We start from the raw sequence: 26,550 nt of genomic DNA, 5'->3' as shown, positions 1-26,550 counted from the left end.
CCTTTCCCCCTCAAGGTTTCGCCTATCGGTCTGATAGGAACAATCAATTTTACCTATGACGAGAAGAGCGTTGTCTAGGCAGGCGCCGATGTCGGCGAGCAGACACAAGCCAACGCGGAGAAAGACGATGGACGCCAAGGTCGAAGACAGCGCCGGCGGCCAGTGCCCGGTGGGCCACGGCCGGCCCAGGGGCAACCGCGACTGGTGGCCGCAGAACCTGCGCCTCGAGAGCCTCAACCAGCATTCGCCGCGCTCCAACCCGATGGGCGAGACGTTCGACTACGCCGAGGAATTCAAGAGCCTGGACCTGAATGCGGTCATCGCCGACCTGCACGCCTTGATGACCGACACCCAGGACTGGTGGCCGGCCGACTTCGGGCACTATGGCGGTCTGTTCATCCGCCTGGCCTGGCACAGCGCCGGCACCTATCGCATCGCCGACGGCCGCGGCGGCGCGGGCGGCGGGCAGCAGCGCTTCGCCCCGCTCAACAGCTGGCCCGACAACGCCAACCTGGACAAGGCGCGCCGGCTGCTGTGGCCGATCAAGCAGAAGTACGGCCGCAAGATCTCGTGGGCCGACCTCTACGTCCTGGTCGGCAACGTCGCCCTGGAGTCCATGGGCTTCAAGACCTTCGGCTTCGGCGGCGGCCGGGCCGACACCTGGGAGCCCGAGGAACTGTTCTGGGGTCCCGAGGGCTCCTGGCTGGGCGACGAGCGCTACAGCGGCGAACGCCAGCTGCATTCGGCGCTGGGCGCGGTGCAGATGGGCCTGATCTACGTCAACCCCGAGGGTCCGAACGGCAATCCCGACCCCGTGGCCTCGGCGCGCGACATCCGCGACACCTTCGCCCGCATGGCCATGGACGACGAGGAGACCGTCGCCCTGATCGCCGGCGGCCACACCTTCGGCAAGACCCACGGCGCCGGGGATCCCTCGTTCGTCGGCCCCGAGCCGGAGGGCGAAAGCATCGAGGCGCAGGGCCTGGGCTGGAAGAGCAAGCACGGGACGGGTTTCGGCGCCGACGCCATCACCGGCGGCCCCGAGGTGATCTGGAGCCAGACGCCGACGAAGTGGAGCAACCACTTCTTCGACAACCTCTTCAAGCACGAGTGGGAGCTGACCAGGAGCCCGGCCGGGGCGCAGCAATGGCAGGCCAAGAACGCCGAGGCCGACATCCCGGACGCCCATGACGGCGCCAAGCGGCATCCGCCCAGGATGCTGACCTCGGACCTGGCCCTGCGCTTCGACCCCGAATACGAGAAGATCTCGCGCCGGTTCCACGAGAACCCCGATCAGTTCGCCGACGCTTTCGCCCGCGCCTGGTTCAAGCTGACCCACCGCGACATGGGCCCGATCGGGCGCTATCTGGGTCCGCTGGTCCCGCAGGAGACCTTGATCTGGCAGGACCCGATCCCGGCCGTGGACCACCCGTTGGTCGACGCCCAGGACATCGCGGCGCTGAAGGCCAAGATCCTGGCTTCGGGGCTCACCGTCGCGCAGTTGGTCTCGACCGCCTGGGCGTCGGCCTCGACCTATCGCAGCTCCGACAAGCGCGGCGGCGCCAATGGCGCGCGCATTCGCCTCGCGCCGCAGAAGGACTGGGAGGTGAACGATCCGCCGACCCTGGCCGAGGTGCTGGCGACGCTGGAAGCGATCCAGGCCGAATTCAACGCCTCGGCCGGCGGCGGAAAGAAGATCTCGCTGGCGGACCTGATCGTCCTTGGCGGGGCCGCGGCCATCGAGAAGGCGGCCAAGGACGCCGGCACGGAGGTGGAGGTTCCCTTTACGCCGGGGCGCATGGACGCCTCGGCCGAGCAGACCGACGCCGACTCGTTCGCGCCGCTGGAGCCCCTGTCGGATGGCTTCCGCAACTATCGCCGCGAGGGCCCGCAGTTCATGGCGCCCGAGGAGGCCCTGGTCGATCGGGCGCAGCTGCTGCGCCTGTCCGGACCGGAGCTGACGGTGCTGGTCGGCGGCCTTCGGGTCCTGGGAGCCAACGCCGGCGGCTCCCAGGCGGGCGTGTTCACCAACCGCGTGGGCGTCCTGACGAACGACTTCTTCGTGAACCTGCTCAGCATGGGCACGGCCTGGAGCCCTACGGCCGTCAACGCCTTCGCCGGCCATGATCGCCAGAGCAGTCAGCCCCAATGGACCGCCACCCGCGTCGACCTGATCTTCGGGTCGCACGCCGAGTTGCGGGCCTTCGCCGAGGTCTATGCCTGCGCCGACTCCCAGGCCAAGTTCGTGAAGGATTTCGTGGCCGCCTGGAACAAGGTCATGAACGCCGATCGGCTGGACCTGAACTGAGGCGACGCATGAGCTTCCGGGCGTTCGCCGATGGCGGACGCCCGGAGCTGTTCCTCAGTTTGGCGGGGACGCCGATCCGACTAGTCGGCGCCGTTGCCCGGATCGTCCGCTGTAGGATCCGAAGTGTGGGTGGTCTTCCTGGTGGGATCCGCGCTGGGATGGAGCGGCGCCTCAAGGCCGCCGGGCGGGTCCGCAGGCTCGTCGGTTGCGGTGGGCGTTTGCGACTTCTCTTCCGACATCAGCGCTCTCCAGATCCGGGTTCGGCCATCTTGCGATGCTGCTCGGCCAGAACGCTCTGCGGCGCCACCGCGGCCATGGCCGCCTGCAGCTTGTTGGCGAAGCCGGTCACCACGTCGCCCTCGCCCTTCAGCATGGCTCCGTAGCCGATCTTGGCGACGTCGGCCGGATCGGCCTTCTTCGGATCCGCCCCGAACCCGGTGTCGAGCATGCCGGCGCGTTCGAAGAATTCAGTGTCTGTAAGACCCGGCATCAGGCAGGTGACCGTCACGCCGGTGTCCTTCAGCTCGTTGCGCAGCGCCCAGGAGAAGCTGTCCAGGAAAGCCTTGGAGGCGTTGTAGAGCGCCTGGAACGAGCCCGGTATGAGGCCGGCGATCGAGCCGGTGATCAGGATCCTGCCGCGCTCGCGGTCCCGCATGCGCCGGCCGACCCTATGGATCAGGTAGATCGTGCCGGTGACGTTCGTGTCGAGCACGCGCCGGGCGTCGTCCCAGTCCTGATCGAGAAAGCCGTGGCCCAGCCCGCGGCCGGCATTGGCCATCAGGGCGTCCACGGGGCGAGCGCCGATCAGGCCCAGCAACTGGTCGACACCTTGGGTGGTCGCCAGATCTACCTGCAGCGCATCCACACGCGTTCCGTAGTGCTCAAGGCTGGCCTGGGCCTCGACGATCGAGGGCGCATCGGCGGCGATCACCAGGTCGTAGCCGTCCTCGGCCGCCAGCCTGGCCAGTTCGTAGCCAATGCCGGACGAGGCGCCGGTGACCACGGCGAGCGGGCGCAGGTCTTCGATCATCGCGCGGCCGCCTTCCGCAAGCTGAATTCGAGAGCGATGACATGATCGGGCATGGCGATCCTCCAGAGTCCCCGATCAACCAGCGACGCAAGCCGGCGTTCCCGCCCCGCCCCTCCGGACGGCGCCGGGATGTCCTATGTTACTCGCGCCCGGAGGCGAGGTTGGCGTCGGTGTGTCCGTGGGGCTTGGAATGTCCGCCGGCGCGAAGGTAGCGACGGTCGATGTCGGCGATGATGTCCTCGGCCTTCTCGCCGGCCTGCAGGCGGATCAGGACGTCCAGCTTGGCCTCGCTGCGGTCGTCGTTCTCCTTGGAGGCGGGCGAGCCGACATAGAGGAAATAGGCCAGGCCCACGACCTGCCAGATGAGTTGCAGGAACTCCGACTGCCAGTTCTCGAAGGTGTCGCGGCCCATCTCGACCAGATAGGGCGTCAGGCTGGGCGCCTGGTGCAGGGCCTGCTGTTCGTCGACGAAGGCGAACCAGCCGAAGATCCAGTGTCCCATGATCGAAACCAGGAAGAAAAGCCCGGTCAGCCAAGCATAGGCATAGCGTTTCATGAGGAGTCCTCTTCGGTCGCGTTTCCAGACCTCCTAACTCCGGCGCCGTTCGAAAGGTTCGCCCTCGCCTTCAGTCCGCCTTGCGACCGGAAGGTTTCATCAAGGCGTTCAGCGTGCTGGTACCGAGGCGCGCCAGGGCCGAACCACAACCGGCCCGCGGGCGTTCGGAGTGGATGGAAACCTTCCGCCTCCTGATCGGTCCGGACAACGGCGACGCCACGGTCGCCCAGCTGTGCGTGCGGGCGGTGATCCTGTTCCTGTTCGGCGTGATCTGCATCCGCATCGCCGGTCGCCGGACCTTTTCCAGCATCACGCCGCTGGACATCATCGTGGCGCTGATCATCGGCTCGAACATCAGCCGCGCCATGACCGGCAAGGCGCCGTTCTTTCCTGGCCTGGCCGCGACCCTGGTCGTCGTCGTCCTGCATCGCCTGCTGGCCATGGCGACGCTGCGTTGGAGTCTGCTGGCGCGACTGATGAAAGGGGCGCCGGTGACCCTGGTGCGCGACGGCGTGGCGGACGAGGCCGCCATGCGCCGCCACAGCATTGGCCGGACCGATCTGGCAGAGGGGCTACGGATGGAACAGGTCGACCAGATCGAGACCGTCAAACTGGCCACGCTGGAAGCCGGCGGCAAGATCAGCGTGGTTCCCCGGTCGCGCGCCGACTGATCGGCCGCGGCGCCGGGGCGTTCAGGCCCGATACCCCTCACGAGAAAACGCCCGGGTCGGACCGGCGGGGGAGCCGTGCCGACCCGGGCGGCCGCCCAGGGGGAGGTGGTGGGCGACTGAGTTAGAAGCTGTAGCGCAGGCCGACGTGATAGAAGCGGCCGAGCAGGTCGTAGAGCGCCGGATTGGCGTCCAGGCCGGTGTTGGTCTGCGGCGACGGCGTCGGGTCGCGGTTCAGCAGGTTGTCCACCTTGAAATAGGCCTGCAGCCCCTTGCCGAACTTGTACGAACCGCTGACGTCGACATAGGTCGCGCCCTTCATGTGGTTGTAGTCGATGGTCGGTCGGCTGGCGGTCGAGACCGGGCAGCTGCCGGCCTGGCATTCGACGTACTGGGTCGTGGTGCCGCCGAAGGTGCCGTCGCTGAACCAGCGCTCCTGTACGCTGAGGGCGAAGCGGTCGGTGTCCCAGGACTGGATGGCCAGGAACTTCCAGTCTGGCGTGGCGCCGGAATTCTGGCCGGCCGAGTCGACGGCGACGGCCCCAGGGATGCCGGGGTTGGTGACGAACTTGTGCGTGTTCGTCGCCAGGCCCCGGACGGTGAAGCGACCGGGCACGCTGGGCACCTCGAAACGGTAGCTGCTCTCGATGTCGAAGCCGCTGGTCTTGATCGAGGCCAGGTTGAAGGTCTGGGCGTTCACATAGGGCGAGCCCTGCGCCGGCGCGAAGTTGAAGGCGCCGCAGAACTGCTGCAGGCCCGAGAAGCAGAAATTGACGATCTGCTGGGCGCCCAGGCTGGAGATTCCGCCGTTCAGGACGATGTTGTACCAGTCGACCGACACACTGAAGCCCGGCAGCCAACGCGGGTTCGAGAGTACGACGCCGACGGTGGTGTTCTTGGCGATTTCGGGCTTCAGGTCCGGGTTGCCCACCACGTTCTGGAGAAGCGTCAGCGCGCCGCCGGTGAACGGATTGGTGAAGTTCGGCAGAGTGGTCGTGACCGGTGCGGCGAACAGTTCCGACAGGTTCGGCGCCCGCACGTCACGCGAGGTCACCGCCCGGAGACGGACGCCGTCGACCGGGGTGTCCCAAGTGCCGCCGACCTTCCAGGTGTAGACGGTGCCCGAGGTGCTGTAGTCGGTCCAGCGGCCGGCCATGTTGAGGTTGGCCTTGCCGGCGACTTCGGAGTTGACGAGCGGAATGTTCACTTCCGCATAGGCTTCCTTCACCGAGTACTCGCCGGCGCCGGAGTGATAGTTGCCCGCGAACCAGTTGGCGCCGGACGGCGTGAGAACCGGGTCGGCCGGATAGTCGGCGGTGTTCGGGGAGTCCGTATTGCCGTCGCCGTAGGGGTCGCCTTGGACGTGGTACTGCTCCTTGCGCCACTCGCCGCCGAACGCCAGGGACACGGGGCCGGCCCACAGCGAGAAGGGCTCGCCGCTGAAGTTGATGCTGGCGACGTCCTGCTTCTGGACAGAGTGCTGGTACGGGCCGTTCGCGGGCGTGATGTAGGCCAGGGCGGCGTCGCTGGGGCGCTGGCCGCCGAAGATGTTGATCGGTACGCAGCCGTTGGCGCGCGCCACGGGATCGGCGCAGACGATCTGGCCGTTCACGGTCGTCGCCTGGATGGCCGCCCGATAACGCGGCATCAGCAGGATGTCGCGAACGTGGATGTTCGTCGTGTTCTCGCCGTGCTCGTAATAGGCGTCGTAGCGCCATTCCTTGCCCAGGGCGTTGAACTTGCCGTCGGCGCCGATCACGCCGCGATACTGGGTTCGGGTCGGGTGAACCGAGATGTTGCGCGGCAGCTGGGCGTTGCTGGTGCCGAAGTTGAAGGTCGTAATGCCGTTGGCCGCGCAGGCCGCGACGACCGACGCCGGCAGATACGGATTCGAGCACGACATCGTCAGATTGGTCGTGGCCGCACCCGGATTGGGCTGGTTGCTGCTCTCCACCCGGGCGGCGTTGAACGTGGCGTAGATCTCGTTGTTGGCGTCGAGATCGAAGCCCACGCGGGTGTAGGCGTTCATGCGCTTCAGCCGCGATTGCAGCGACGTGCCGACGCCGACATTGCCCGACAGATCGCCGCCGACGCAGAAGCCGCCGTTCGAGTAGCAGCCGCTGACCGTGCCGGCGGCGTTCTTGGCGGGCACGCCGCCACCACCGTACTGGAACTGGAACGGATTGCCGCTGAGGTCGAAGGCCGTGCCCTGTAGCGGGCCGTTACTGATCAGGCCGTACTTGGTGTACTGATAGGCTTGAGCATGCTCGCGATAGAGGTACTGCGGCGAGCCGTCGTTGGTGACCCCGCGGTTGACCAGGGTGGCGGTGGTGTACCAGTCGCGGCTGCCGGGCGCGTCCTCGCCGAAGCCGCCCGCCGGGACGCCCTCTTCCCAGTCGTATTCGCCGCTGACCTGCACGTGCAGACGGTCATCCATGAAGTTCTTGCCGGCGGCGACCTGGGCCAGCCACTGGTGGTTGTCGCCATAGGTCGTGACGCCGGTCAGGACGTTGGCCTTGAAGCCCTCGAACTTCTTGTTGGTGATGAAGTTGACCACGCCGCCGACCGCGTCGGAGCCGTAGGAGGCCGAGGCGCCGCCGGTCACCACGTCCACCCGCTCGACCAGCAACTGCGGGAACAGGCTGATGTCCGGCACGCCCGTGACGTTGGCCGGCACGACCCGTTGGCCGTCCAGCAGGGTCAGGGTGCGGATGGTGCCCAGGCCGCGCAGCGAAAACGAGGAAAGCCCCTGCTGGCCGCTGGAGGTGCTGAACGTGCCCGTGGTCGCGCCGGTCGAACCCTGCAGCGACGGCAGTTGGGTGATGGCCGTGAAAATGTTCGGCTGGGCTGCACGTTCCAGGTCCGCCTGGCCCAGGACCTGGGTCGGCGTCGGCGCGGTGAAGCCGGTAGACCGGATGCGCGTACCGGTGACCACGATCTCGGACAGGGCGGTGGCGGAGGCCGGGTCGGCCGGCGCGGGGGCCGGCTCGGTCTGCGCGCTGGCGGCCCCCGCCGACAGTAACACCGCGACTGCGCTGGTCGCGAACAAAGCGTTCAAAAAGGATGGTCCGACACCACGCATCCTGCTGCCTCCCGTTTTTCGTTGAGTCCATCGACGATGGCCTGCGGGAAAACTGTCAGACAAAAGAGGCGTGAACCATTACGACCATGGTCGTACGTCGGGTGATCGGCCGCCGGGCGAGGGGTGCGTCGGGGCCCCGTCGTCGAGCCTAGTCGCGCCGAACCGCGTACAGCGCGTGATGGGTGAGGACGAACAGAGTCCGCTGGTCGGGGCCGCCGAAAACCAGTTGTAGCGGTCGCTCGGGAATGTCCACGCGCCCCAGTTCGCGCCCGTCCGGGGCGTAGACGAACACCTGTCCGTTGGCGACATAGACGCGCCCTTCCCCATCTGTCGCGACGCTTTCGCCGCCGCGATCCGCGAAGGCCTTCAGGTCCGTGACTGTCCCCTGCGCGCCGACCAGCCCGCTGTAGGTCTTGTTCTCCGAGCTGTTGGTGACGAACACCCGCTGGCCCGGTTTGGCCGTGGTGAAGCCGTAGGTGTCCAGCGCATCCGAGAAGCGCAATCCCCGGAAATCGGGCGGTCCCTGCTGGAACACGCGATAGGCGGGCAAGGCCAGGCTGCCGTCCGGCGACACGTACGCCTTGGGCTTGGGCAGCGCCATGTCGCGGGCGAACATCTCGGCCAGGGTGGTGAACTGGTAGGTCCGCGGGTCGAGCTGGTCCTTGAACTCGCCATTGTTCCACCAGTTGACCGGCAGCACCGTGATCGCGGCCGGATGGTCGGCGGCCGCCGTCGCCGCGATCACCGTGACCTTGGTGTCGGGATCGCCCGGCTTGAAGCTGTAGACCGTGCCGTCGCGGCCGTCCGACGACAGCACCAGCAGGTTCCCTGAGCCGTCGACGGCCAGGTTGACCGGGTCCAGCGTGTTGTCGCGCACGATCGACAGCTTGCGCGCGTCGGACCAGCTGTAGATGCGCTGGTGGCGGCGATCGGTGAAGTACAGCGTCCCGGCCGCGTCCACGGCGCCGCCGCCCAGGGAATAGAAGCCGTCCGCAAGCCTTTCGACCCGGGCGCCGGCGGGGAAGGTCGAGGGCGCGACGGGCGTTGGGGCGGCGACCAGGTCGAGGACGGCGAACTGGCGCTCGCGCGCCTCCAGCCCGCTGGTGACGTCCTTGATCGCGTTCTCGTACGGATACTTGGTCAGTCGCAGGAAGGTCGCGCAGCCGTTCTCGTCGCAGGTCGAAAAGCCGCTTTCGCCGTTCACCGCCACGTTGCGGAAGCGGATGTCCCGCGAGTTATAGACCTTGACCGCAGCCGCCGCCGGCTTGCGCGTCCGGGTGACGCGATAGGCATGATAGTTGGCCAGCAGGATGTCGTGGGAGTCGCGGATCTCCAGCGACACGGTGTCCTCGCCCTCCCCGGCCTCCTCCTCGGTCTGCGGCGCCAGGAATTCCCAGTTGGCGACCCGATTGAGGCTGATCTCCGTGCGCATGTGGTGCTCGACCGAGGCCTGGTAGACGTGGCCGGGCGTGTCGGTGTCAGACACGTAGATCCCCGAATAGGCGTAGGTGCTGGGGCTCCAGAGGTTGGAGAAGGTCCCGCCGCCGCCGTTGGTGATCCACAGGCTGGGATACTGCCCCGCCCAGCGCTTGGCCGGATCGGCGTCGGCCGTGGCGTTGGCGTTGTAGGGATTGAACCGCGCGCCATCATACAGGTTCGTGCCGTGGCCGCCCTGGAACTTGACGTCCTCGACCAGCGAGTTGGCGCCCGCCGTCCATAGCAGGGCCGTGGCCCGGGGATTGATCCCGCCGGTGTTGAGGCCCAGGCCCGAGACGATGTTGTCGCCCCCGGCGGCCGAGGCGACCAGCGCCTTGGGCGCGCCGACGCCCTGATAGCCGGGCGTTCCATCGGGCAGCACGATCTGGGTGAGGCTGGGATGCAGGCCGATCAGCACGGTGTCCGGCCGGAGCTTCAGCGTGTCGGTGACGCGGTAGAAGCCGGTCGGGAAATAGACCACCCGGTGGGTGTCGATCGCCTTCTGGACGATGGCCGTGTCGTCGGCGGCGTTGTCGCCCTTGGCCCCCAAGGACCGCACATTCACCCAATCGGACATGACCGGCAAAGCCCGGATCGCCGGGGCGCGCCGCGCCGGCAGGGCCGGAATGGCCTCGGCCTGCATGGTAGTCCTGTACTCGCCCATCCGCCCGAGGCCCGGCAGAGTCAGGCCGTAGTTGAACGCCGCGACGCGATAGGCGCGCCCCCTGCCCGGCTCGGTCCTGCCGCTGTCGCGGAAGCGGGCGAACACCGGGGTGTTGGCGGCGACCGCGTTCTCGAAACCGACCTGGGTGTAGACGTTGTTCTCGTTGGAAATGACGACGGCGGCCTTCGAGACGTCCTCGAAGCGGACGTCCTTGCCCCATAGCCAGTCGCCATAGCCGCGATCGATGTCGATCCCGATCGGGGTGTTCCGCATGGCCACATTGACCAGGGTCAGGCCCGCCTCGTGCTCGCGGATCGCCGCGTCACGCTGGCCCTCGAAGGTCGAGTCCAGCAGCACGAACCCCCAGGCCGGTGAGGTCTTCTCGGCCAGGACGCCGTAGCGCCCGCCCCTGAAGTGCAGGTCCTGCGCCATGTTGCCGACCTGGTACAGGCCCGCCAGGCCCGAGCCGATGTCGAAGTCCATATGGCTGAGATAGGCGTGCTGGGCAGCGTGGAAGCGGATCGCGGTCGCCGCCGGATTGCCCTTGCCGATCTCGAAGTCGATGTTGCTCATCGCCGAATAGAAGGTGCCGGAATTGGCGTCGGCGACGTCCTTGTTGAACGGCACGCTGCCCGGCGGCGGGAACGGCACGCGACGCGCCGGATCGGGCTTGGCTCCGGCGAAGATCACCATGTTGGCCACGCCCTTCTGGAAGCCGGGCGTCCCGTCGCCCAGCAGGATCCGCGGACGGGCGGCGCCGACCCCGAACATCCTCACCCCCGGCCAGAGGAAGAGCGTCCTGCTGATGCGGTAACGGCCCGAAGGCAGGAAGACGAGACCGCCGCCCGGCTTGGCCGCGGCCGCGTCGATCGCGTCCTGGAGAGCGGCGCTGTCGTCGGCGCGGCCGTCGCCCTTGGCCCGGACCACGACGGCGGCCGGATCATCGGGCGCCGTCGCGAAGATCGAGGCCGAAGCCGCCGCCGGTCCGCTCGCCGCCACGAACAGGGCGATCAGGGCCGCGCAGGGCGCGGTGAGCCAGCTTTTCATGAGCCGTCTTTCGTACTCGGGGTCTCTGTCAGGGCGTCACGGCGTAGAGCGAATGATGGGTGAGGACAAACAGGGTCTTGCCGCCCTCGCCGCCGAAGATCAGTTGCAGCGGCCGCTCCGGCACGTCGATCCGGCCCGCCAGCCGGCCGTCCGGTTCGTACTGGAAGATCTGACCGTTGGCCACGAACACCCGTCCCCGGCCGTCGACCGCGACGCTCTCGCCGCCGCGATTGGCGAAGACCTTCAGGTCGGTCAGCGTCCCGCCGGGCCCGACCCGGCCGCTATAGGTCTTGCCCTCGGATTCGTTGGTGACGAAGACCCGCTCGCCGACCGCCCCGCTGATCAGGCCGTGAGCCTGCAGGCTGTCGGCCCAGCGCCAGCCGACATGATCGGACGGTCCCTGCTGCCACACCCGGAAGGCGGGCAGCAACAGGCTGCCGTCGGGCGACACGTAGTGCTGGGTCTTGGCCGCGCCGACGTCGCGGGCGAACATCTCGGCCAGGGTGGTGAACTGGCCGGTGGCCGGATCATACTGGTCCCTGAACTCGCCGTTGTTCCACCAGTTGACTGGCAGCAGGGTCTTGGCGTCGGGCCGCGAGACCGACGGCGTGGGCGCGATGAGCGTCATCTGGTCCTTGGGACCGTCGGGATCGATCGAATAGACCGAAGCCTGAGGTCCGTACGACGACACCACCAAGAGGTTTCCCGAGCGGTCCACGGCCAGGTTGGTCGGGTCCAGCGAATGGTCGCGCACCACCTCCAGACCCTTGGCCGGGGTCCAGCGATAGATCCGCTGGAAACGCTTCTCGACGAAATAGAGCGCCCCGTCCGCCCCGACGGCCGCACCGGAAATCGACCAGAACCCGCTCTCCAGCTTCTGGACCTTCCCTTCGCCGGCGGGAGCCGGCGAGGCCTTGCCGGTGATGTCGAGCACCGCGAACTCGCGCTCGCGCACTTCCAGCTTGCGGGTCTTATCCTGGATCGCGTTCTCGAACGGGAACTTGCTGGCCCGCAGATAGGTGCCGCAGCCGATCTTGTCGCAAAGCGCCACCCCGCTCTCGGCGTTGATGTGAACGTTGCGGAACCGGATGTCCGACGAATTGAACAGCTTCACCGCCGTCTCGGCGGGGTGGTACGACCGCGTCACCCGGTAGCCGTGATAGTTGGCGAACAGGATGTTGCGCGAGTTGCGCACCTCCAGCGAGACGGCGTCGGGCCCGTCGCCGACCTCCTGCTCGGTTTGCGGCGCCAGGAACTCCCAGTTCTGGACGTTGTCGAGCACGAACTCGTTGCGGACGTGGTGCTCGACCGACACCTCGTAGATATGGCCGGGCGTGCTGGTGTCGGAGATGTAGAACCCCGCCGAGGCGAAGGTGTTGGGGCTCCAGACGTTGGCGAACGTGCCGCCGCCACCGTCGGTCACCCAGATGCTGGGATACTGGGCGTCCCAGCGGCCGTCGGCCACCGGGTCGCCGCTGCGCGCCTGGGCCGCGCCGAGCGACTTGCCGTCCATGGTGGGCGTGCCGCCGCCGCCCATGATCTTGACGTCGGTCACCTGGGAGTCCGCGCCCGACCGCCACAGCAGCGCCGAGGCCCTCGGGTTGACGCGCCCGGTGAAGATCCCCAGCCCGAACAGGACGTTGTCTCCGCCCTTCGGCGTCTCCAGCACGGGCGCGACCGGTCCGACGCCCGCGTGGCGCGGATTGTCGTCGGGGATCACCAGCTGGGTCACGGCCGGATGCAGGCCGATCAGCACGGTGTCGGGCCGAAGCCTCAGGGTGTCGGTGACCTTGTAGAAGCCTGTCGGCAGGTAGAGCACGGGGTGGGTGTCGATCGCCTTCTGCAGGGCGGCGGTGTCGTCGGCCTGGCCGTCGCCCTTCACGCCCAGCGTCCTGACATTGGTCCAGTCGGCGACGGGCGGCAGGGCGCGCAAGGCCGGCTTGGCAGCCGCTGGCAGGGCCGCCAGCGCGGTCATGTCGACGTTGGTCCTGTACTCGCCCATCTGGCCCAGGCCCGGCAGCGTCAGGCCGTAGGTGAACGAGGCCACCTTGTAGGCGCGGCCCTTGCCGGTCACGGTCTTGCCGCTGTCGCGGAAGCGGGCGAACACCGGGGTGTTGGCGGCCACGGCGTTCTCGAAGCCAACCTGGGTGAAGACATTATCTTCGGCGGAGATGACGATCCCGGCCTTGGAAACATTCTCGAAACGGACGTTCTTGCCCCACAGGCTGTCGCTATAGCCGCGGTCGATCTCGATGCCGACCGGCGTGTTCTTGATGGCCACATTCACGAGGGTCAGGTCGACCTCGTGCTCGCGGATCGCCGCGTCGCGCTGGCCGTCGAAGGTGGAGTCGATCAGGGTGAACTGCCAGGCCGGCGAGGTCTTCTCGGTGACGATGCCGTAGCGGCCGCCATGGAAGTGAACGTCCTCCATGATGTTGCCGGCCTGGTAGACCCCGGCGAACGCCGAGCCCAGGCGGAAGTCCATGTGGCTGAGGAAGGCGTGCTGGGCCATGCGGAACCGGACCGCCGCGGCGGCGGGATTGCCCTCGCCGATCTCGACGTCAACGTTGGCGATGGCCGAATAGAAGGTGCCGGAATTGGCGTCGCGCACCTTGGCGGTCGCGGGGACCACCGTCGGGACGGGCACGGGGATGTCGCCGACCTGGTACTGGTCGCCGCCCGTGAAAACGATCATCGTTCCCACGCCCTTCTGGAAGCCCGGCGTGTTGGGCGCCAGCACGAACACCGGCCGGGTCGCGCCGACCCCGAAGATCCGTACCCCCGGCGGGATCAGGATGCTGCGGGTCAGGCGATAGCGGCCCGACGGCAGGAAGACCAGGCCGTGGCCGGTCTTGTCGCGCGCAGCGTCGATGGCTTGCTGGACGGCTTGGGTGTCGTCCGCGCGACCGTCGCCCACGGCCTTGACGGTGATCGCGCGCGGATCGACCGGCGCGGTGAGCAGAACCGAGCCGGTCGAGGCCACGGCCGGCGTCGAAATGGCCAGAAACGCCGCCAAAAGGACCGCTCTCATGCCGCTCTCCTCGTCGCAATCCCTTATGGATAAGGAAACCGCCCAGGCCGGCCATCCTCGACCATGGTCGTAGTTACGTCCCGTCGCCCGCCCGGTAGAAACCGATCTCAACCTGGGATCGGCCCGTCGATCAATCGCCGTTGGCCGGACATCAAGGGATCCGCTTGCAGCCGCCACCCCGCCTCGCCCCCTTCGCCGTCATCGCCATGGGCGTGAGCGGGAGTGGTAAGTCGACGCTGGGCGCCTTGCTGGCCCGCAGGCTGGACTGCCCGTTCCTGGAAGGCGACGACTTCCACGACGCCCAGGCCGTGGCCAAGATGAGCGCGGGCCAGCCCCTCGACGACGCCGACCGATGGCCCTGGCTCGATCGCCTGGGCTTGGCCGCCGGTGAAGTGGTCGCGTCCGGCGGACGGGTCGTGGCGGCCTGCTCGGCGCTCAAGCGCGGCTATCGCGAACGCCTGCGCGCCGCCATCGGAGCTCCCACCCGCTTCGTGCTGCTGGACGCCGGCCAGGACGAACTCCTGCGACGGCTTACCCAGCGCTCCGGCCACTACATGCCCGCCAGCCTGCTGGACAGCCAGCTGGCGGCCCTCGAACGCCCAGGACCCGACGAGGCGATCTTCATGCTGGACGCCGCCGCGCCGCCCGGGCGGCTGTGCGATCAAGCCCAGGCCTGGCTGGACAGCGACGCCCATCTGGCCGGCGACGCGATCCGCGCCTCAGGGCATTAGCCGCTTTCGCCCGCGCGAGAGGTGCCAGCGCATCGCCAGGGCGGCGCTGTCTCCATCCTGGGCGCGGATCGCCTCGACGATCATCTCGTGCTCGCGCATCATCTCGGCGATCGCTTCCGGCGGCCGCGAGCGGGAGATGTCGACCCCTGCCCGCATGATCCGGTCGACATCGGGCTGCAGCGCCTCGAACGTGACCAGGAAGGCCGGGTTGGCGGTGGCCTGCACGATGCGGCGATGCAGTTCCATGTCTTCGGCGTGGGCCGGCGCATTCGACAGCAGGGCCTCCCGTAGCTTCGACAGCGCCTCCTCGATCCCGACCATCTCCTCGGCCGAGCGCCGCGCCGCCGCCAGCCGCGCCGCCTCGGCCTCGAGCACGAACCGCACCTCGTAGCTGCCCAGCGTGGAGGGCAGCTCGGAAAGCGGCATGTAGGCGCCCAGCTTGTCGGACGGCCGGTTCTTGACGAAGGATCCGGCCCCGCGCCGGGCCTCGGTAATGCTGTCGGCGGCCAGCCGCACCAGGGCTTCACGCACGATGGTGCGCGACATGCCCAGCGTCTCAGCCAGGCGCGCCTCGGACGGCAGGCGATCGCCGACCGCCAGGCCGTCGGTGTTGATCATCTCGACGATGGCGGTATAGGCCCGGTCGGCTAGGCGGCCTTGGCTCATCCCATGGGTCTCCCACGCGGCCGCCGTGGTGCGGTCACGCTTTCAAGTTTCATAAAAAACGCCCGCCGGCCAGCACCGGCGCCGCGCCGAGGATCGAGACGACCCACCTGGGTCACCTGCCGACGGCAGGAGCGCGAAGCCCCGGCGGCCGTCCCCGACGCACGCAAATTGCTCATTTTTCTGCGCTTTCCCTCCGCCCCGGGGCCGTCGCTCCGAGACAAATCTGTATGACAGATTTTTTGTCTCGACCCAAAAATCAGATTTGTGCACGCTAACATTGACCAGCACGCTTGAATCTGTCCAACTAATATCGCTAGGTTCGCCGAACACGAACCGCCTGCCGGCAAAGACCGGCGCACCGACCAAGGCGGAAGCCCGACCGTGACAAGACGGCTGGTCGGAGGAGGAAAACGCAGGGGATGACCATGACCGAGATGAAACGACGGGACGCCGACGGGGATCTGAACGTCGGCTTTTGCGAACTCACACCGACCCAGCTGAAGGTCCTGGAAGGGGTCAATTCCGGGCGGCTCAACAAGCAGATCGCCTTCGACCTCGGAATCGCCGAGGCCACGGTCAAGGCGCACATGACGGCCGTGATGCGGAAACTCAACGTGCACAACCGCACCCAGGCGGCGATCGCGGCGCGCATGATGAGCTTTGGGACGCGGGCGGAAGCTCAATAGCGCATATCCGTCCGTCGAGATGCGCGCGGGCGGCGACCGTGGTGACCCCCTCCTCCCGTTCGGGCGGAATTTTCGCCCCGGATCGCCCACAGCTTGCCATGCCGAGTTCGCCCCGCCCCTATGGCCTCGCGCCGGAAACGCGCGTGCAACGGTCCGGGCAGCGGGTGGCGTCGTCGGCGGACGTCGGGAAGGGTATCCATTGAGCAAGCCAAACCGCCCGCGGGGGGCCACCATCGTCGACGTCGCGCAACGGGCCGGCGTCTCTCGCATGACCGTGTCTCGCGTCATCAACGACGGGGCCAGTGTCCGGGAGACGACGCGCGAGGCCGTGCAGGCCGCGATCCGGGAACTCAGCTATGCGCCCAACCTGGCGGCCCGAAACCTGGTCATGGCCGGCGAGTTGCGGATCGGGGTGGTCTATTCCAATCCCAGCGCGGCCTTCATGAGCGACTTCCTGGTGGGGGTGTTCGAAGAGGCCACCAACGCCGGGGCGCGTCTGATCCTGGCCCGCGGCGAAAACGGCCATCCCCCGGCGGAAGCGGAACTGGAGAGGTTGCTGGCGGCCGGCGTCCAGGGCGTGGTGCTGGCCCCGCCCCTGGGTGAATCCGCCGCCGTCCTGGGCGTCCTCCGGACCGCCGGCTTGCCCGTCGCGGTGGTCGCCGCCGGACGTCCGGCGGCCGACGCGATCAATGTCCGCATCGACGACCGGCAAGCCAGCTGGACGATGACCCGGCACCTTCTGGACCTGGGCCACCGGCGGATCGGCTTCATCGCCGGCAATCCCGACCAGACCGCCAGCGCCGAGCGCCTGGAGGGGGCGCGCGCCGCTATCGCCGCCGTTCCGGGCGCCGAACTCCTCCTGGCCCAAGGCGCCTTCACCTACGACTCGGGCCTGCGGGCCGCCGAGCGGCTGCTGGATCGCGCCCCGGCGCCCACGGCGATCTTCGCCAGCAACGACGACATGGCCGCCGCAGCGGTGTCGGTGGCGCACCGTCGACACCTCGACGTGCCGCGCGACCTGACGGTGGTGGGTTTCGACGACGCGACCGTAGCCACCACGCTCTGGCCGCCGCTAACCACCGTGCGCCAGCCGGTGCGGCAGATGGCGGCGGTGGCGCTGGACCGACTGATCCGCGCCCTGCGCTCATCCGCGCCAGCCGGGGGGGCGGCGGCGGACCATGTGCTGGACCACGCGCTGATCCAGCGGGAATCCACCGCGCCGCCGCGCCCCATCGACACCCCGCCCGACGCCGGAACCCACGGAGCCCGTCCTCATGTCTGAACCCGCCGAGGCCCAAATGGAGAAGGCGACGGTCAGCCGGATCACCGCGCGGCTGATGCCGCTGTTCTGCCTGATGTACCTGATCGCCTACATCGACCGGCAGAACGTCTCCTACGCCAAGCTGGAGATGGTGAAGGCCCTGGGGCTCAGCGAGGCCGCCTACGGGCTGGGCGCGTCGCTGTTCTTCATCGGCTACTTCCTGTTCGAGGCGCCGTCGAACCTGATCCTGGCCCGGGTAGGCGCGCGGGTCTGGTTCGCCCGGATCATGTTCACCTGGGGGCTGGTGACCCTGGCCCTGGGCTTCACCCAGAACGCGGCGATGTTCTACGGCCTGCGTTTCCTGCTGGGCGTCACCGAGGCCGGGTTCTTCCCTGGCGTGCTCTACGTGCTGACCCTCTGGTATCCCCAGGCGCACCGCGCGCGGATGGTGGGCCTGTTCATGATCGCCAGCGCGGTCGCCAACGCCGTGGGATCGGCCGTCGGCGGGCTGCTGCTAGACCTGGACCAGGTGTTGGGCCTGGCGGGCTGGCAGTGGGTGTTCCTGGCCACCGGCGTCCCGGCCGTCCTGCTGACGCCCTACGTCCTGTGGAAACTCCCCGACGGACCGACCCAGGCCAAGTGGTTGCCTGAGGCTGGAAAGGCGTGGTTGGCCGGCGTGCTGGACCATGAGCGCGGCGGCGCGGTCGATGACCATCGCGGCGCCTGGAAGGCGATGTTCGATCCGCGCGTCCTGCTGCTGGCGGGACTCTATATCGGCATGCCGCTCGGAGCCTATGGCCTCAGCTACTGGCTGCCCACCATCGTCAAGTCGTTCGGGGTGTCCAACACCGTCAACGGCCTGGTCAATGTGATCCCTTGGCTGCTGGTCGCCGTCGCCCTGTGGCTCGTCCCGCGTCACGCCGCGCGCCATGGCGCCAGCGCCTGGCACATCGCCGGACCGACCCTGGTGGCGGCGGTCGCCCTGACCCTGAGCGTGATCCTGCCGGGCGCGGCGCTGAAGTTCGCCATGCTCTGCGTCGCCGCTCCAGCCATCTTCTCGGCCCAGCCCGTGTTCTGGAGCCTGCCGCCGAGCTTCCTCAGCGGTCCCCGCGCGGCGGCGGGCATCGCGGCGATCAACGCGATCGGTAATCTGGGCGGCTTCATCGCCCAGAACCTGGTGCCGCTGGTGCGCGACGCGACGGGCAGCGATCTGGCGCCCATGCTGGCCCTGGCCGGCGTGCTGGTGGTGACCAGCATCCTGATCTTCTACGCCATGGCCCGACTGGACCGGACCCGAAGCGGGGCGTCCTCCTAGAACCTTTTCCGCGGGACACCGGTCCGTCGTCGGACAATGCGCTAGAGCAAGGATCTAGAACGCGCCTTCAGGAGGCCAGGTGATCTGCGGCAGGGCGGACGCCGGGGCCAGGCGACCATGGTCCAGCGGCGCGTCGATGGTGCAGACGACGCCGGCCTCGTCGAACGCCAGGCTTACGACGCCGCGCAGTTCGGCGGCGAGGCTGCGGGTGAGCAGCCGCGATCCAAACCCGGTCGCGGCTGGCGGCGAGACCTTCGGCCCGCCGGTCTCGGTCCAGGTCAGGTGCAGCATGCCCGAGGGCTCCACGGCCCAGGTCAGCGCCACGCGCCCCTCGGGCCTCGAAAGCGCGCCATATTTCAGGGCGTTGGTGCAGAGCTCGTGAAAGGCCATCGACAGCGTCAGGGCGGCGTTGGGTCCCAGCGAGACCGGCGGGCCTTCCAGCGTCACCGCCGCGAGGTTCGCCAGGTTCGGCGCCAGCACGTCCGTGGCGATCTTGGCCAGTTGCGCGCCCTCCCACTGCTGACGCGTGAGGATGTCGTGCGCCCGGCTCAAGGCCATCAGACGGGCGGTGAACGCCTCGCGGGCCTCGGGCAACGACAGGGTCCCGCGGAACGTCTGGGCGGCCAGGGACTGAACGGCGGCGAGGTTGTTCTTCACGCGATGGTTCAGCTCATTGACCATCAGCTCCAGGCGTTCCTGCGCCCGGCGACGATCATCGATGTCGATACTGGCGCCGATCCACCCGGCGACGCCGCCCTCCCGATCCAGGACGGGCTCGGAGCGCGAGAGGAACCAGCGGAACTGCCCGTCGCCGCGGCGTACGCGCAGCTCGGCCTCGAAGCCCTTGCCCGTCTTCAGGGCGCCCTCCCAGATCTTGGCGGCCCGGACGGCGTCGTCGGGGTGCAACAGGGACGCCGGGTCGACTTCGGCGCCCGGCGAGACGCCAGTGAACGCGAACCACCGATCATTGAGAAACTCGACCTCGCCACGATCGGAGGACATCCACACCATGGCGGGCGCCACATTGGCCAGGGTGAGCAGCCGCGCCTCGCTGTCCCGCAACACCGCTTCGGCGGTCTTGCGCTTGGTGACGTCGCGATAGAACACCGCGACCCCCTCGGGCGTCGGCTGGGCGCGGATCTCCAGCCACATCGTCCCGCGCCCATCATTCCACGGCTCCTCGAAAGCCAGGGCGACCTGGGCGCCCAGAACCTCCCTGTACCTTTGCCGCAGCCGCTCGGCCTCGGGACCCGGCCAGATCTCCTCGTGCGTCCTGCCCAGCATGGACTCCGCAGATCGCCCCTCCATGCGGAGCGCCGCCTGGTTGACCTGCAGCACCCGCAGGTCCCGATCCATCAGCACCAGGGCGTCGAGCATGTTGTCCAGCACGCTCTGGCTGCGATCCCGCTCGACCTGCAGCGCCTGCTGCGCGGTCAGGCGATCGCTGATGTCGCGGATGAAGCCGACGAAACTGAGATCGTCGCCGTCGTCGATCCGGGCGACGGAAAGCTCGACCGGGAAGAGGCGTCCCCGACGATCCGTCGCCACGACCTCGATGCGGCGATTGAGGATGCCCGGCGCGCCGGTTTCGAGATGCCTGCGCAAACCTTCAATGTGAGATGGCCGGTCCGGCTCGGGAATGATCAGCTCGGCCATCGGCCGTCCGAGCGCTTCCTGCCGAGACCAGCCGAAAGTCGCCTCGGCCTGCCGGTTCCAATCCCGCACCCGTCCGTCGACGCCCATGATGACCGTGGCGTCGAGGGCGGTCTCCAGCACAAGTCCGATCGGCGAGACCTTTTTGGCGTCAGTGGTCAACGGCACCCTCGCCCCATGAGCCCTACGAGAAGCTTCAACGCACACCCAGGCGCGCAGACTGGCGGCGCTCCATCCCCCATAGCAGATGTGCGCAAGCCTCGCGGTCAAGCCCCCAGGCGCGGTATTCGGTCGCGCCGAGTGATCTCGAACCGCCCTCCCCGGCGACACGGACTCTAAGCTTTCGCCAGGAAAACCTGGCTAGCGTTGCGCTCCGGCCCGACGAGCGAGTGGGACAACACGCCGCAACCAGGACGCTAATTCCGATTAACCATCCGCGCCTAGCGTTTGGATCATGATGTCGATCAACGATTCCGGTTCGGACGGCGCCGACCGTCGCAGCCACCCTCGCTACAGCGACCGCAGCCCGGTCTATGTCGGTGACGGGGCGCTTGCACGACGATGCCGGCTTGTCGACGTATCCAGCGGCGGCGCGCGGATCTTCGTCGGCCGAGGCGCGGACCTTGCCCCCCATGTCATACTGGTCGATCCACGGACGGGCCTCAGTCACCGCGCGGCCGTCGTCTGGCGGAGCGAAATCGAGGCGGGGGTTCGCTTCCTGGAAGAAGGCGTTCGCTATCGCGTCATGACCTGCACCGGCGATCTGGGCTGGAATACCGGCCGGGAGTCGTACCGCCAGGCCTCGTAAGGTCGCCGGTCTCCGCCCCTCCAGGACGGGCGTTCGTTCCGCGCCAGGTCGATGCGGCGAAACATCGTTCCGCGCCTGAACAGGATCGCCGCACAAACGAGAACAAACCTGCCGCCGCGAACCGCCTAGGGTCGGTTCATGACGCAAGACATGACCTACGCGCGGTACCTCGCCCTGGATCAGTTGCTCGCGGCCCAGCAGCCGCTGAGCGACCGCCACGACGAGCTCCTGTTCATCGTCATCCATCAGACCAAGGAGCTGTGGCTCAAGGAGATCATCCACGAGGTGCTCCTGGCCAAACGGCTCATCGCGGACGGCGATGTCGAGCCGGCCTACAAGGCCCTGGCCCGGGTGTCGCGGATCCAGACGGTGATGACCCTGTCCTGGGACGTTCTGGCGACGATGACGCCGGCCGACTATCTCAGCTTCCGGGGCGAACTGGGCTCCAGCTCGGGCTTCCAGTCGCACCAGTTCCGCACCCTGGAATACTTGCTGGGCCTGAAGGACCAGAGCTTCCTGAAGTTCCACGCCGAGGGTTCGGACGCCCTGGCGCAGCTGCAGGCGGCCCTGGAGGCCCCCAGCCTCTACGACGTGGCCATCGCCCAACTGCCCAAGGCGGGCCTGACCGTGCCGGACGCTGTGCTGAACCGCGACTTCGCCCAGACCTACACGCCCTCGCCCGAGGTGGAGGCCGCCTGGCTGGAGGTCTATCGCGACACCCAGCGCTATTGGGAGCTGTACCAGCTGGCCGAGAAACTGGTCGACCTGGACGACGCCCTGGTCACCTGGCGCCACAAGCACGTGCTGACCGTCGAGCGGATCATCGGCGGCCGGCCGGGCACCGGAGGCACCGACGGGGTCGGCTACCTGGCCTCGACCCTGCGCCGGCGGGCCTTTCCCGAACTGTGGTCGCTCAGGACCAAGCTGTGAGCGCTGCACGCAAGGACCTGTTCTCGCGGGCCCTTGCGGCTGCGCCAGGGCGACTGCATATGGCCGCCCACAGCCACCATCTGTGGCCCGACGCCACCCTGGCGGCCCAGGTCGAGGCCTGGGAGGACGCCGCCGTCCTGGCCGACCACAAATGGGACAAGGCCCTGGGCCAAGTCTATCCCGCCGCCCAGGCGCTGGTCGCCCGCGAACTGGCCCTGCCCTCGCCCGACAGCGTGGTCTTCGCGCCCAACACCCACACCCTGCTGGCGGTGCTGAAGTCGGCGATCGACGGCCGGCCCGTCCGGGTGCTGTCGACCGACGGCGAGTTCCACACTTTCCGTCGTCAAGCCCAGCGCTGGACCGAAGCCGGCGAGATCGCGCTGACCCTGGTCGAGAGCGACGCGCCCGATTTCGCCAAGCGGTTCCTGGCGACGGCGCGGGAGGGTCATTTCGACCTGATCTTCGTCAGTCACGTCTTCTTCAAGACGGGTCTCGTCTTCGACGGCATCTGGGAGCTGGCCGATCTGGCCCGGCCGGAAGGCCCCTGGGTGGTGGTCGACGGCTATCACGGCTTCCGGGCCGTTCCGACCGATCTCTCGGCCGTGGCTGATCGGATCTTCTACCTGGCCGGCGGCTACAAGTACGCCATGGCGGGCGAAGGCGCGGCGTTCCTGCACGCGCCGCCGGGCTTTGGCCCGCGGCCCGCCCTGACCGGCTGGTACGCCGAGTTCGGCGACCTGGAAGGCCCGCCGGGCGGGGTGGGCTACGCCCGCGACGCCGGGCGGTTCATGGGGGCGACCTTCGACCCGTCGGGCCTCTACCGTTTCGTGGCGGCCGGCCGGATGTTGGACGCTGAAGGTCTCACCACCTCGGCGATCGCCGCTCACGTGCGCGGCCTGCAACGGACCCTGGTCGACCGGATCGCCGTCGGCGCTGCGGGGCCGCTGAAGCAGGCCGTGGTGCTGAACCCGCCGGGCCAGGGTCCGCAAGCCCGCTTCCTGGCCCTGCGCCATCCTGAAGCCCAGGCGTGGAAGCAGGCGCTGGCGACCCGGGGCGTCGTGGTGGACGTGCGCGACGACGTGCTGCGGATTGGCCTTTCGATCTATCACGACGAGCGGGATCTCGAGACGTTCTGCGCCGCCTGCGGGGCGCTGACCTAAAGCTTCACGACGATCCCGCGGCGGTCCATGACGTAGCCCAGCAGCCAGCAGACCAGCATGTAGGCGATCGCGCACAGCAGCGAACCCAGCGCGCCCGGCGTCGCGGCCTGGAACACGTGAATCCCGACCCACTCGTATGGCCCCACGCCCGGCGCGACCTCGATCATGTTCAGCGAGACGATGAACAGTTCCGAGAACAGGTAGATCACCAGCGGATTGAGACCGAACACCTGGAAGAACCGCGTTGCGGCGTTGGGCTTGCGCCCCTCCAGCAAGGCGGTCAGGGCCGCCAGCAGCACAAGGTCGATGCCGACAGTCAGCAGGACGAAGCTGCTGGTCCACAGTTTCTTGGCGATCGGGAAGGCCAGTCCCCAGGCCAGGCCGCCGGCGATCAGGAGCGCGCCGGCCAAGGCCATGCGGATCACGGCGGGGCGAGCGTCGGTCGCCGCCTTCAGGAACCGCGCCGCCAGATAGCCGGCCAGCACATTGACCGTCGACGGCAAGGTTCCCAGCAGGCCTTCGGGATCGAAGCCGCCGTCCTTGCGATAGAGGTGGTTCTGGCCAATGAGCCAGAGATCCAGGTGGGTGCCGGCGTTGCCCAGTTTCGACAGCGGGTCGGCCGGGTCCCCGAGGGTCAATAGGATCGCCCAGTACCCCAGCAGCAGCACGACCGACAGCGCGACGATCAGGCGCGGCGACAGCCAGCGCACGGCGAAGGCGGCCAGCACGTAGCAGAGCCCGATCCGCTGCAGGACGCCCATCACCCGCGTTTCCGAAAACGGGATCAGCGTCCAATGCCCGTCCACGTTCCGGAAGAACGGGAACCAGTACATCAGGAAACCGAGCAGGAAGATCAGGGCTCCGCGCCGCAGCACCTTGGCCATGAACTCCGCCGTGGGGATTGGCCGCGAAAAAGCGAAGGCCATCGAGCAGCCGACCGCGAACAGGAACGAGGGGAACACCGCGTCCGCCGCCGTGAATCCGAACCAGGGCGCATGGACCAGCTGGGTGTAGGCATCGGCGCCAGGACCCGCGGTGTTGACGACGATCATCAGGCAGACCGTCAGCCCCCGGAAGACGTCGAGGGACAGGAAGCGTGCGGGCTTGGTCATCCGTTCCGGTTCTTTCTGGCTTCGTCGAGGCGGGCGATCAGGGCCTGCACGCCGCCGACCGGATCAGCCGGCCGCTCACGGCGGTAGACGGTGTCGGCGGCGACCCAGGCCCGCTCCCAGGCGATGGCGTCACGGGTGACGACGGCCTCGTCGAAGGCGCCCGTTCCCGCCGCTTTCAAGACGTCCAGGAACCGCGACCATCGCGGCAGGTAGAAGTCGCGATAGAGACCCTGCCAGGCCTTGGACGCATAGTCGTTGAGGTTGCCTTCACCGCCCCAGATCGTGACCTGGGCCTTGGCGTTGGCGACATAGGCCGCGGCGTCGGCGGGCGTGTCGCCATAGGCGCGGGCGTCGTCGATCCAGGTGGCCAGGGTCTCGGGCTGGACGCCCAGCAAGGCGTCGATCGAGAGCGCCAGGGCTTCAACGGCGCGGCGCGCCCGGTCGCCCGCGGCGGCGTCGCCCCGGCGGTAGGCGGCCACGGCGGCTTGCAGCTGATCGTCGATCTCCAGGCTGGCCAGGTGCCGGACGGCGTCGACCAGATCCAGCACGAACAAGGGCTGACCGGCGACGGCGCGCGCCTGGGCGGCCAGGGCGCGGACCGCGGCGTCCAGTTGGGCGCGATCGCCGGGATGGCCCGGGAACTCGCCGATCGTCGCCGTCGGCCGCTTGAAGAACAGATAGGCGCCGGCCTTGCTCTTCCACCAGCGCGGCGACCAGTAGCGGCTCGAATAGGCGGCCTGGACCAGCTGGTCCATGGCCGCGTCGAGCGCCGGCGTGGTGCGGCCGTAGCGCGAACGGGCGTAGGTCGACAGCCAGGCCGCCTGCGTCTCCTGGCCGGCGCTCCAGGCCAGGTCATAGGCGGCTTCATAGACGATCGAATTGTTGTGCAGCCCCTCGGGGAACATGCCGAACCCCGCCAGCTTGCCCGTGTCGGGATCGCTCGCGATCGCCGTCATGTCGCGGCGGTAGTAGCCGAGGTCGCCATAGACCGGGTTGCTGCCGCCGTAATTATGCACGTAGCCATAGATCCAGGGCTTGCCGCCGAAGGCCTTGGCGTTCTTCCAGACATCCGGATAGCGGTCGTTGCCGATGTCCAGGACCATCAGCTTGTCGTCGGGCACGAGGCTCAGATAGGCCGAGATCGCCGACGGGTCCCAGAAGTGGCTGTCCGCGCCGAACAGCCAGCCCTGCATCACCCACACCGCGTCGGGGCGAGCCTGGCGGATCGAGTCGTAGATCGCCTTGCCGTAGGCGGCCAGGCGCTTGGCTTTCAGGGCCGGATCGATCTCGACCTTGGCCTTGGTCGCGGCGGCGTTGGCGACGCCGTCGCCGTAGGCCGCGTCCCGCGCGTCCGCGCCGTCGGCGTTGATCGGCGGCAGCATCTCGTTGAACGAGTCGGCCAGGTAGTAGGTCCCCGCCCCGTAGGTTTGGGTGTAGAGCGCCAGGAAGCGGCCGGCGATCCGGGCGAACAACGGGTCGGCGGGATCAAGCCAATAGGTCTCATGGAAGCCCTCCCAGGGCCGCATCCGATAGATGCGGGCCTTCGGATGCTTCTGGGCGAAGGCCTTGGGCACGTAGCCGCCGAAGGCCGGCAGGATCGGCGTCATGCCCAACGACCGCATCCGGCCCAGGATGCGGACCTGCAGGTCCTTCTTCTTGTCGATCCAGCGGCTCGGCAGCGGTGCGCTATAGCCCTCGATATTGCCCATGCGCTGCCAGGGCGTGAAGGCCGGGCCGGAGAAGTAGGCGGCGAGCTCGGCTTCGGTCAGGCCGAACTCGCGCCACAGCGCCCGCCAGACATGCTCCTGGCCTTCCATGGCCAGCGGCATGTCGACGCCGTGCGCCGCCATCCAGTCGATCTCGCGCGTCCAGCGCGCCCAGCCCCACCACGGGGTCGTGTAGCCGTAGGTGCAGGTGTTGAGATAGGCGCGATGACCGAAGGGGCTGGTGACCCGGCCGGTGTCGGCGTCCGGCAGCCGCGCCGGCAGGTCGACGCGGTCGCCCTCCCAGCTGACATGAGCCAGGCCGGCCTGGCGAAGATAGGCATAGGCGCCGCGAACCAGGGCGACCGGGCTGTCGCCGGTGATCGAGACCTTTCCGGCCTTGCCGCTCACCGCGTACCAGGGGTGAACGCCACGAGGCGCCAGATCAAGGGCCGCACCGCCCAGGCGCCTGCCGAACAGGCGATCGAGGCTGGCGCGCGCCGCGGCGGTTCCGCCGACCTCGCCCGTGGTCGCGGAGACGAAGGACGGCGCGGCCGTCAGGGCCACGGCGGCCAGGGCCTGCTTGAGAGTTTGGCGACGCGAAGGCCTGGGCGACATCGGAACCTGCTCGTGAGGACGTCAAGTGAACGAAAATCCGACGGT

At 68.3% G+C, this 26,550-nt stretch carries 18 protein-coding genes; 9 read left to right on the top strand and 9 right to left on the bottom strand.

The features are described from left to right. Positions 1–88 precede the first annotated feature (88 nt). The gene (gene katG, locus ASD47_RS03960; RefSeq protein ID WP_156402101.1) at positions 89–2,308 is read left to right on the top strand and encodes a catalase/peroxidase HPI; all 2,220 of its coding nucleotides are present in this window, start codon (positions 89–91) and stop codon (positions 2,306–2,308) included. Positions 2,309–2,546: 238 nt separating this feature from the next. Here the strand turns inward: katG and ASD47_RS03955 are convergent, their stop codons facing one another. Both ASD47_RS03955 and ASD47_RS03950 read right to left on the bottom strand, forming a co-directional pair. After that, on the bottom strand, positions 2,547–3,338 hold the full coding sequence (locus ASD47_RS03955; RefSeq protein WP_056751987.1) for an SDR family oxidoreductase: 792 nt from the start codon (positions 3,336–3,338) through the stop codon (positions 2,547–2,549). 139 nt (positions 3,339–3,477) lie between these two features. Further along, positions 3,478–3,894, bottom strand: coding sequence for a DUF6766 family protein (locus tag ASD47_RS03950; RefSeq protein ID WP_056751984.1), 417 nt, complete (start codon positions 3,892–3,894; stop codon positions 3,478–3,480). 173 nt (positions 3,895–4,067) lie between these two features. On the opposite strand from ASD47_RS03950, the gene ASD47_RS03945 reads away from it, so the two are divergent. Next, positions 4,068–4,565: a DUF421 domain-containing protein gene (locus ASD47_RS03945; RefSeq protein ID WP_056751981.1), complete on the top strand. Its 498-nt coding sequence runs from the start codon at positions 4,068–4,070 to the stop codon at positions 4,563–4,565. A gap of 121 nt (positions 4,566–4,686) precedes the next feature. On the opposite strand, the gene ASD47_RS03940 is transcribed toward ASD47_RS03945, so the two are convergent. From ASD47_RS03940 to ASD47_RS03930, 3 genes are all read right to left on the bottom strand, one after another. Continuing rightward, positions 4,687–7,644: a TonB-dependent siderophore receptor gene (locus tag ASD47_RS03940; RefSeq protein ID WP_056751978.1), complete on the bottom strand. Its 2,958-nt coding sequence runs from the start codon at positions 7,642–7,644 to the stop codon at positions 4,687–4,689. A 148-nt stretch (positions 7,645–7,792) separates the two neighbouring features. Further along, positions 7,793–10,831, bottom strand: coding sequence for a glycosyl hydrolase family 28-related protein (locus ASD47_RS03935; RefSeq protein WP_056751975.1), 3,039 nt, complete (start codon positions 10,829–10,831; stop codon positions 7,793–7,795). Positions 10,832–10,859: 28 nt separating this feature from the next. Then, positions 10,860–13,862: a glycosyl hydrolase family 28-related protein gene (locus ASD47_RS03930; RefSeq protein WP_056751972.1), complete on the bottom strand. Its 3,003-nt coding sequence runs from the start codon at positions 13,860–13,862 to the stop codon at positions 10,860–10,862. Between the two features lie 164 nt (positions 13,863–14,026). On the opposite strand from ASD47_RS03930, the gene ASD47_RS03925 reads away from it, so the two are divergent. Further along, positions 14,027–14,593 (top strand): gluconokinase, encoded by a 567-nt coding sequence (locus ASD47_RS03925; RefSeq protein ID WP_056751971.1) that lies wholly within the window; start codon positions 14,027–14,029, stop codon positions 14,591–14,593. Here ASD47_RS03925 and ASD47_RS03920 read toward each other — a convergent pair. Then, complete coding sequence (locus ASD47_RS03920) at positions 14,582–15,259, bottom strand: FadR/GntR family transcriptional regulator (protein ID WP_056751969.1); 678 nt, start codon at positions 15,257–15,259, stop codon at positions 14,582–14,584. The two genes, ASD47_RS03925 and ASD47_RS03920, sit on opposite strands and share 12 nt — an antisense overlap. Before the next feature lie 425 nt (positions 15,260–15,684). On the opposite strand from ASD47_RS03920, the gene ASD47_RS03915 reads away from it, so the two are divergent. The 3 genes from ASD47_RS03915 to ASD47_RS03905 all read left to right on the top strand — a co-directional run bounded on the left by ASD47_RS03915 (position 15,685) and on the right by ASD47_RS03905 (position 18,521). Then, positions 15,685–15,945 (top strand): helix-turn-helix transcriptional regulator, encoded by a 261-nt coding sequence (locus ASD47_RS03915; RefSeq protein WP_056752193.1) that lies wholly within the window; start codon positions 15,685–15,687, stop codon positions 15,943–15,945. A gap of 199 nt (positions 15,946–16,144) precedes the next feature. Beyond that, positions 16,145–17,227 carry a LacI family DNA-binding transcriptional regulator gene (locus ASD47_RS03910; RefSeq protein ID WP_056751966.1) on the top strand — a complete coding sequence of 361 codons (1,083 nt, stop codon included), beginning with the start codon at positions 16,145–16,147 and terminating at the stop codon, positions 17,225–17,227. Continuing rightward, a complete protein-coding gene (locus tag ASD47_RS03905) occupies positions 17,220–18,521 on the top strand; it encodes an MFS transporter (protein ID WP_056751962.1) in 1,302 nt (433 codons plus the stop codon). Before ASD47_RS03910 ends, ASD47_RS03905 begins: the two co-directional genes overlap by 8 nt. Before the next feature lie 54 nt (positions 18,522–18,575). Here ASD47_RS03905 and ASD47_RS03900 read toward each other — a convergent pair whose 3' ends face one another. Further along, the gene (locus tag ASD47_RS03900; RefSeq protein WP_056751960.1) at positions 18,576–20,336 is read right to left on the bottom strand and encodes a PAS domain S-box protein; all 1,761 of its coding nucleotides are present in this window, start codon (positions 20,334–20,336) and stop codon (positions 18,576–18,578) included. Between the two features lie 292 nt (positions 20,337–20,628). Here ASD47_RS03900 and ASD47_RS03895 point away from each other — a divergent pair, with 292 nt between their 5' ends. From ASD47_RS03895 to ASD47_RS03885, 3 genes are all read left to right on the top strand, one after another. Further along, on the top strand, positions 20,629–20,982 hold the full coding sequence (locus ASD47_RS03895) for a PilZ domain-containing protein (protein WP_082564447.1): 354 nt from the start codon (positions 20,629–20,631) through the stop codon (positions 20,980–20,982). 138 nt (positions 20,983–21,120) lie between these two features. Next, on the top strand, positions 21,121–21,912 hold the full coding sequence (locus ASD47_RS03890; protein ID WP_056751953.1) for a tryptophan 2,3-dioxygenase: 792 nt from the start codon (positions 21,121–21,123) through the stop codon (positions 21,910–21,912). Further along, complete coding sequence (locus ASD47_RS03885) at positions 21,888–23,072, top strand: class V aminotransferase (RefSeq protein ID WP_056751950.1); 1,185 nt, start codon at positions 21,888–21,890, stop codon at positions 23,070–23,072. The genes ASD47_RS03890 and ASD47_RS03885 overlap by 25 nt, the downstream gene beginning before the upstream one ends. Here ASD47_RS03885 and ASD47_RS03880 read toward each other — a convergent pair. Then, positions 23,069–24,184 carry an acyltransferase family protein gene (locus tag ASD47_RS03880; RefSeq protein ID WP_056751947.1) on the bottom strand — a complete coding sequence of 372 codons (1,116 nt, stop codon included), beginning with the start codon at positions 24,182–24,184 and terminating at the stop codon, positions 23,069–23,071. The genes ASD47_RS03885 and ASD47_RS03880 overlap by 4 nt on opposite strands. Then, positions 24,181–26,505 carry an alpha-N-acetylglucosaminidase gene (locus ASD47_RS03875; protein ID WP_056751943.1) on the bottom strand — a complete coding sequence of 775 codons (2,325 nt, stop codon included), beginning with the start codon at positions 26,503–26,505 and terminating at the stop codon, positions 24,181–24,183. Before ASD47_RS03875 ends, ASD47_RS03880 begins: the two co-directional genes overlap by 4 nt. Between the last annotated feature and the right edge of the window lie 45 nt (positions 26,506–26,550).

It is taken from the genome of Caulobacter sp. Root1472 (genome assembly GCF_001426985.1).
Classification (GTDB): Bacteria; Pseudomonadota; Alphaproteobacteria; order Caulobacterales; family Caulobacteraceae; genus Caulobacter; species Caulobacter rhizosphaerae.
Note: the sequence above shows the minus strand (reverse complement) of the source record. Positions and strands in the feature narration are given on the sequence as shown.

Excerpts from the sequence above, each read along its gene's own strand:
- ASD47_RS03905 (WP_056751962.1), top strand. The coding sequence starts at position 17,220 with ATGTCTGAACCCGCCGAGGCCCAAATGGAGAAGGCGACGGTCAGCCGG.
- ASD47_RS03935 (WP_056751975.1), bottom strand. The coding sequence starts at position 10,831 with ATGAAAAGCTGGCTCACCGCGCCCTGCGCGGCCCTGATCGCCCTGTTC.
- ASD47_RS03890 (WP_056751953.1), top strand. The coding sequence starts at position 21,121 with ATGACGCAAGACATGACCTACGCGCGGTACCTCGCCCTGGATCAGTTG.
- ASD47_RS03940 (WP_056751978.1), bottom strand. The coding sequence starts at position 7,644 with ATGCGTGGTGTCGGACCATCCTTTTTGAACGCTTTGTTCGCGACCAGC.
- ASD47_RS03915 (WP_056752193.1), top strand. The coding sequence starts at position 15,685 with ATGACCGAGATGAAACGACGGGACGCCGACGGGGATCTGAACGTCGGC.
- ASD47_RS03875 (WP_056751943.1), bottom strand. The coding sequence starts at position 26,505 with ATGTCGCCCAGGCCTTCGCGTCGCCAAACTCTCAAGCAGGCCCTGGCC.
- ASD47_RS03930 (WP_056751972.1), bottom strand. The coding sequence starts at position 13,862 with ATGAGAGCGGTCCTTTTGGCGGCGTTTCTGGCCATTTCGACGCCGGCC.
- ASD47_RS03920 (WP_056751969.1), bottom strand. The coding sequence starts at position 15,259 with ATGAGCCAAGGCCGCCTAGCCGACCGGGCCTATACCGCCATCGTCGAG.
- katG (WP_156402101.1), top strand. The coding sequence starts at position 89 with ATGTCGGCGAGCAGACACAAGCCAACGCGGAGAAAGACGATGGACGCC.
- ASD47_RS03880 (WP_056751947.1), bottom strand. The coding sequence starts at position 24,184 with ATGACCAAGCCCGCACGCTTCCTGTCCCTCGACGTCTTCCGGGGGCTG.
- ASD47_RS03950 (WP_056751984.1), bottom strand. The coding sequence starts at position 3,894 with ATGAAACGCTATGCCTATGCTTGGCTGACCGGGCTTTTCTTCCTGGTT.
- ASD47_RS03945 (WP_056751981.1), top strand. The coding sequence starts at position 4,068 with ATGGAAACCTTCCGCCTCCTGATCGGTCCGGACAACGGCGACGCCACG.
- ASD47_RS03955 (WP_056751987.1), bottom strand. The coding sequence starts at position 3,338 with ATGATCGAAGACCTGCGCCCGCTCGCCGTGGTCACCGGCGCCTCGTCC.
- ASD47_RS03895 (WP_082564447.1), top strand. The coding sequence starts at position 20,629 with ATGATGTCGATCAACGATTCCGGTTCGGACGGCGCCGACCGTCGCAGC.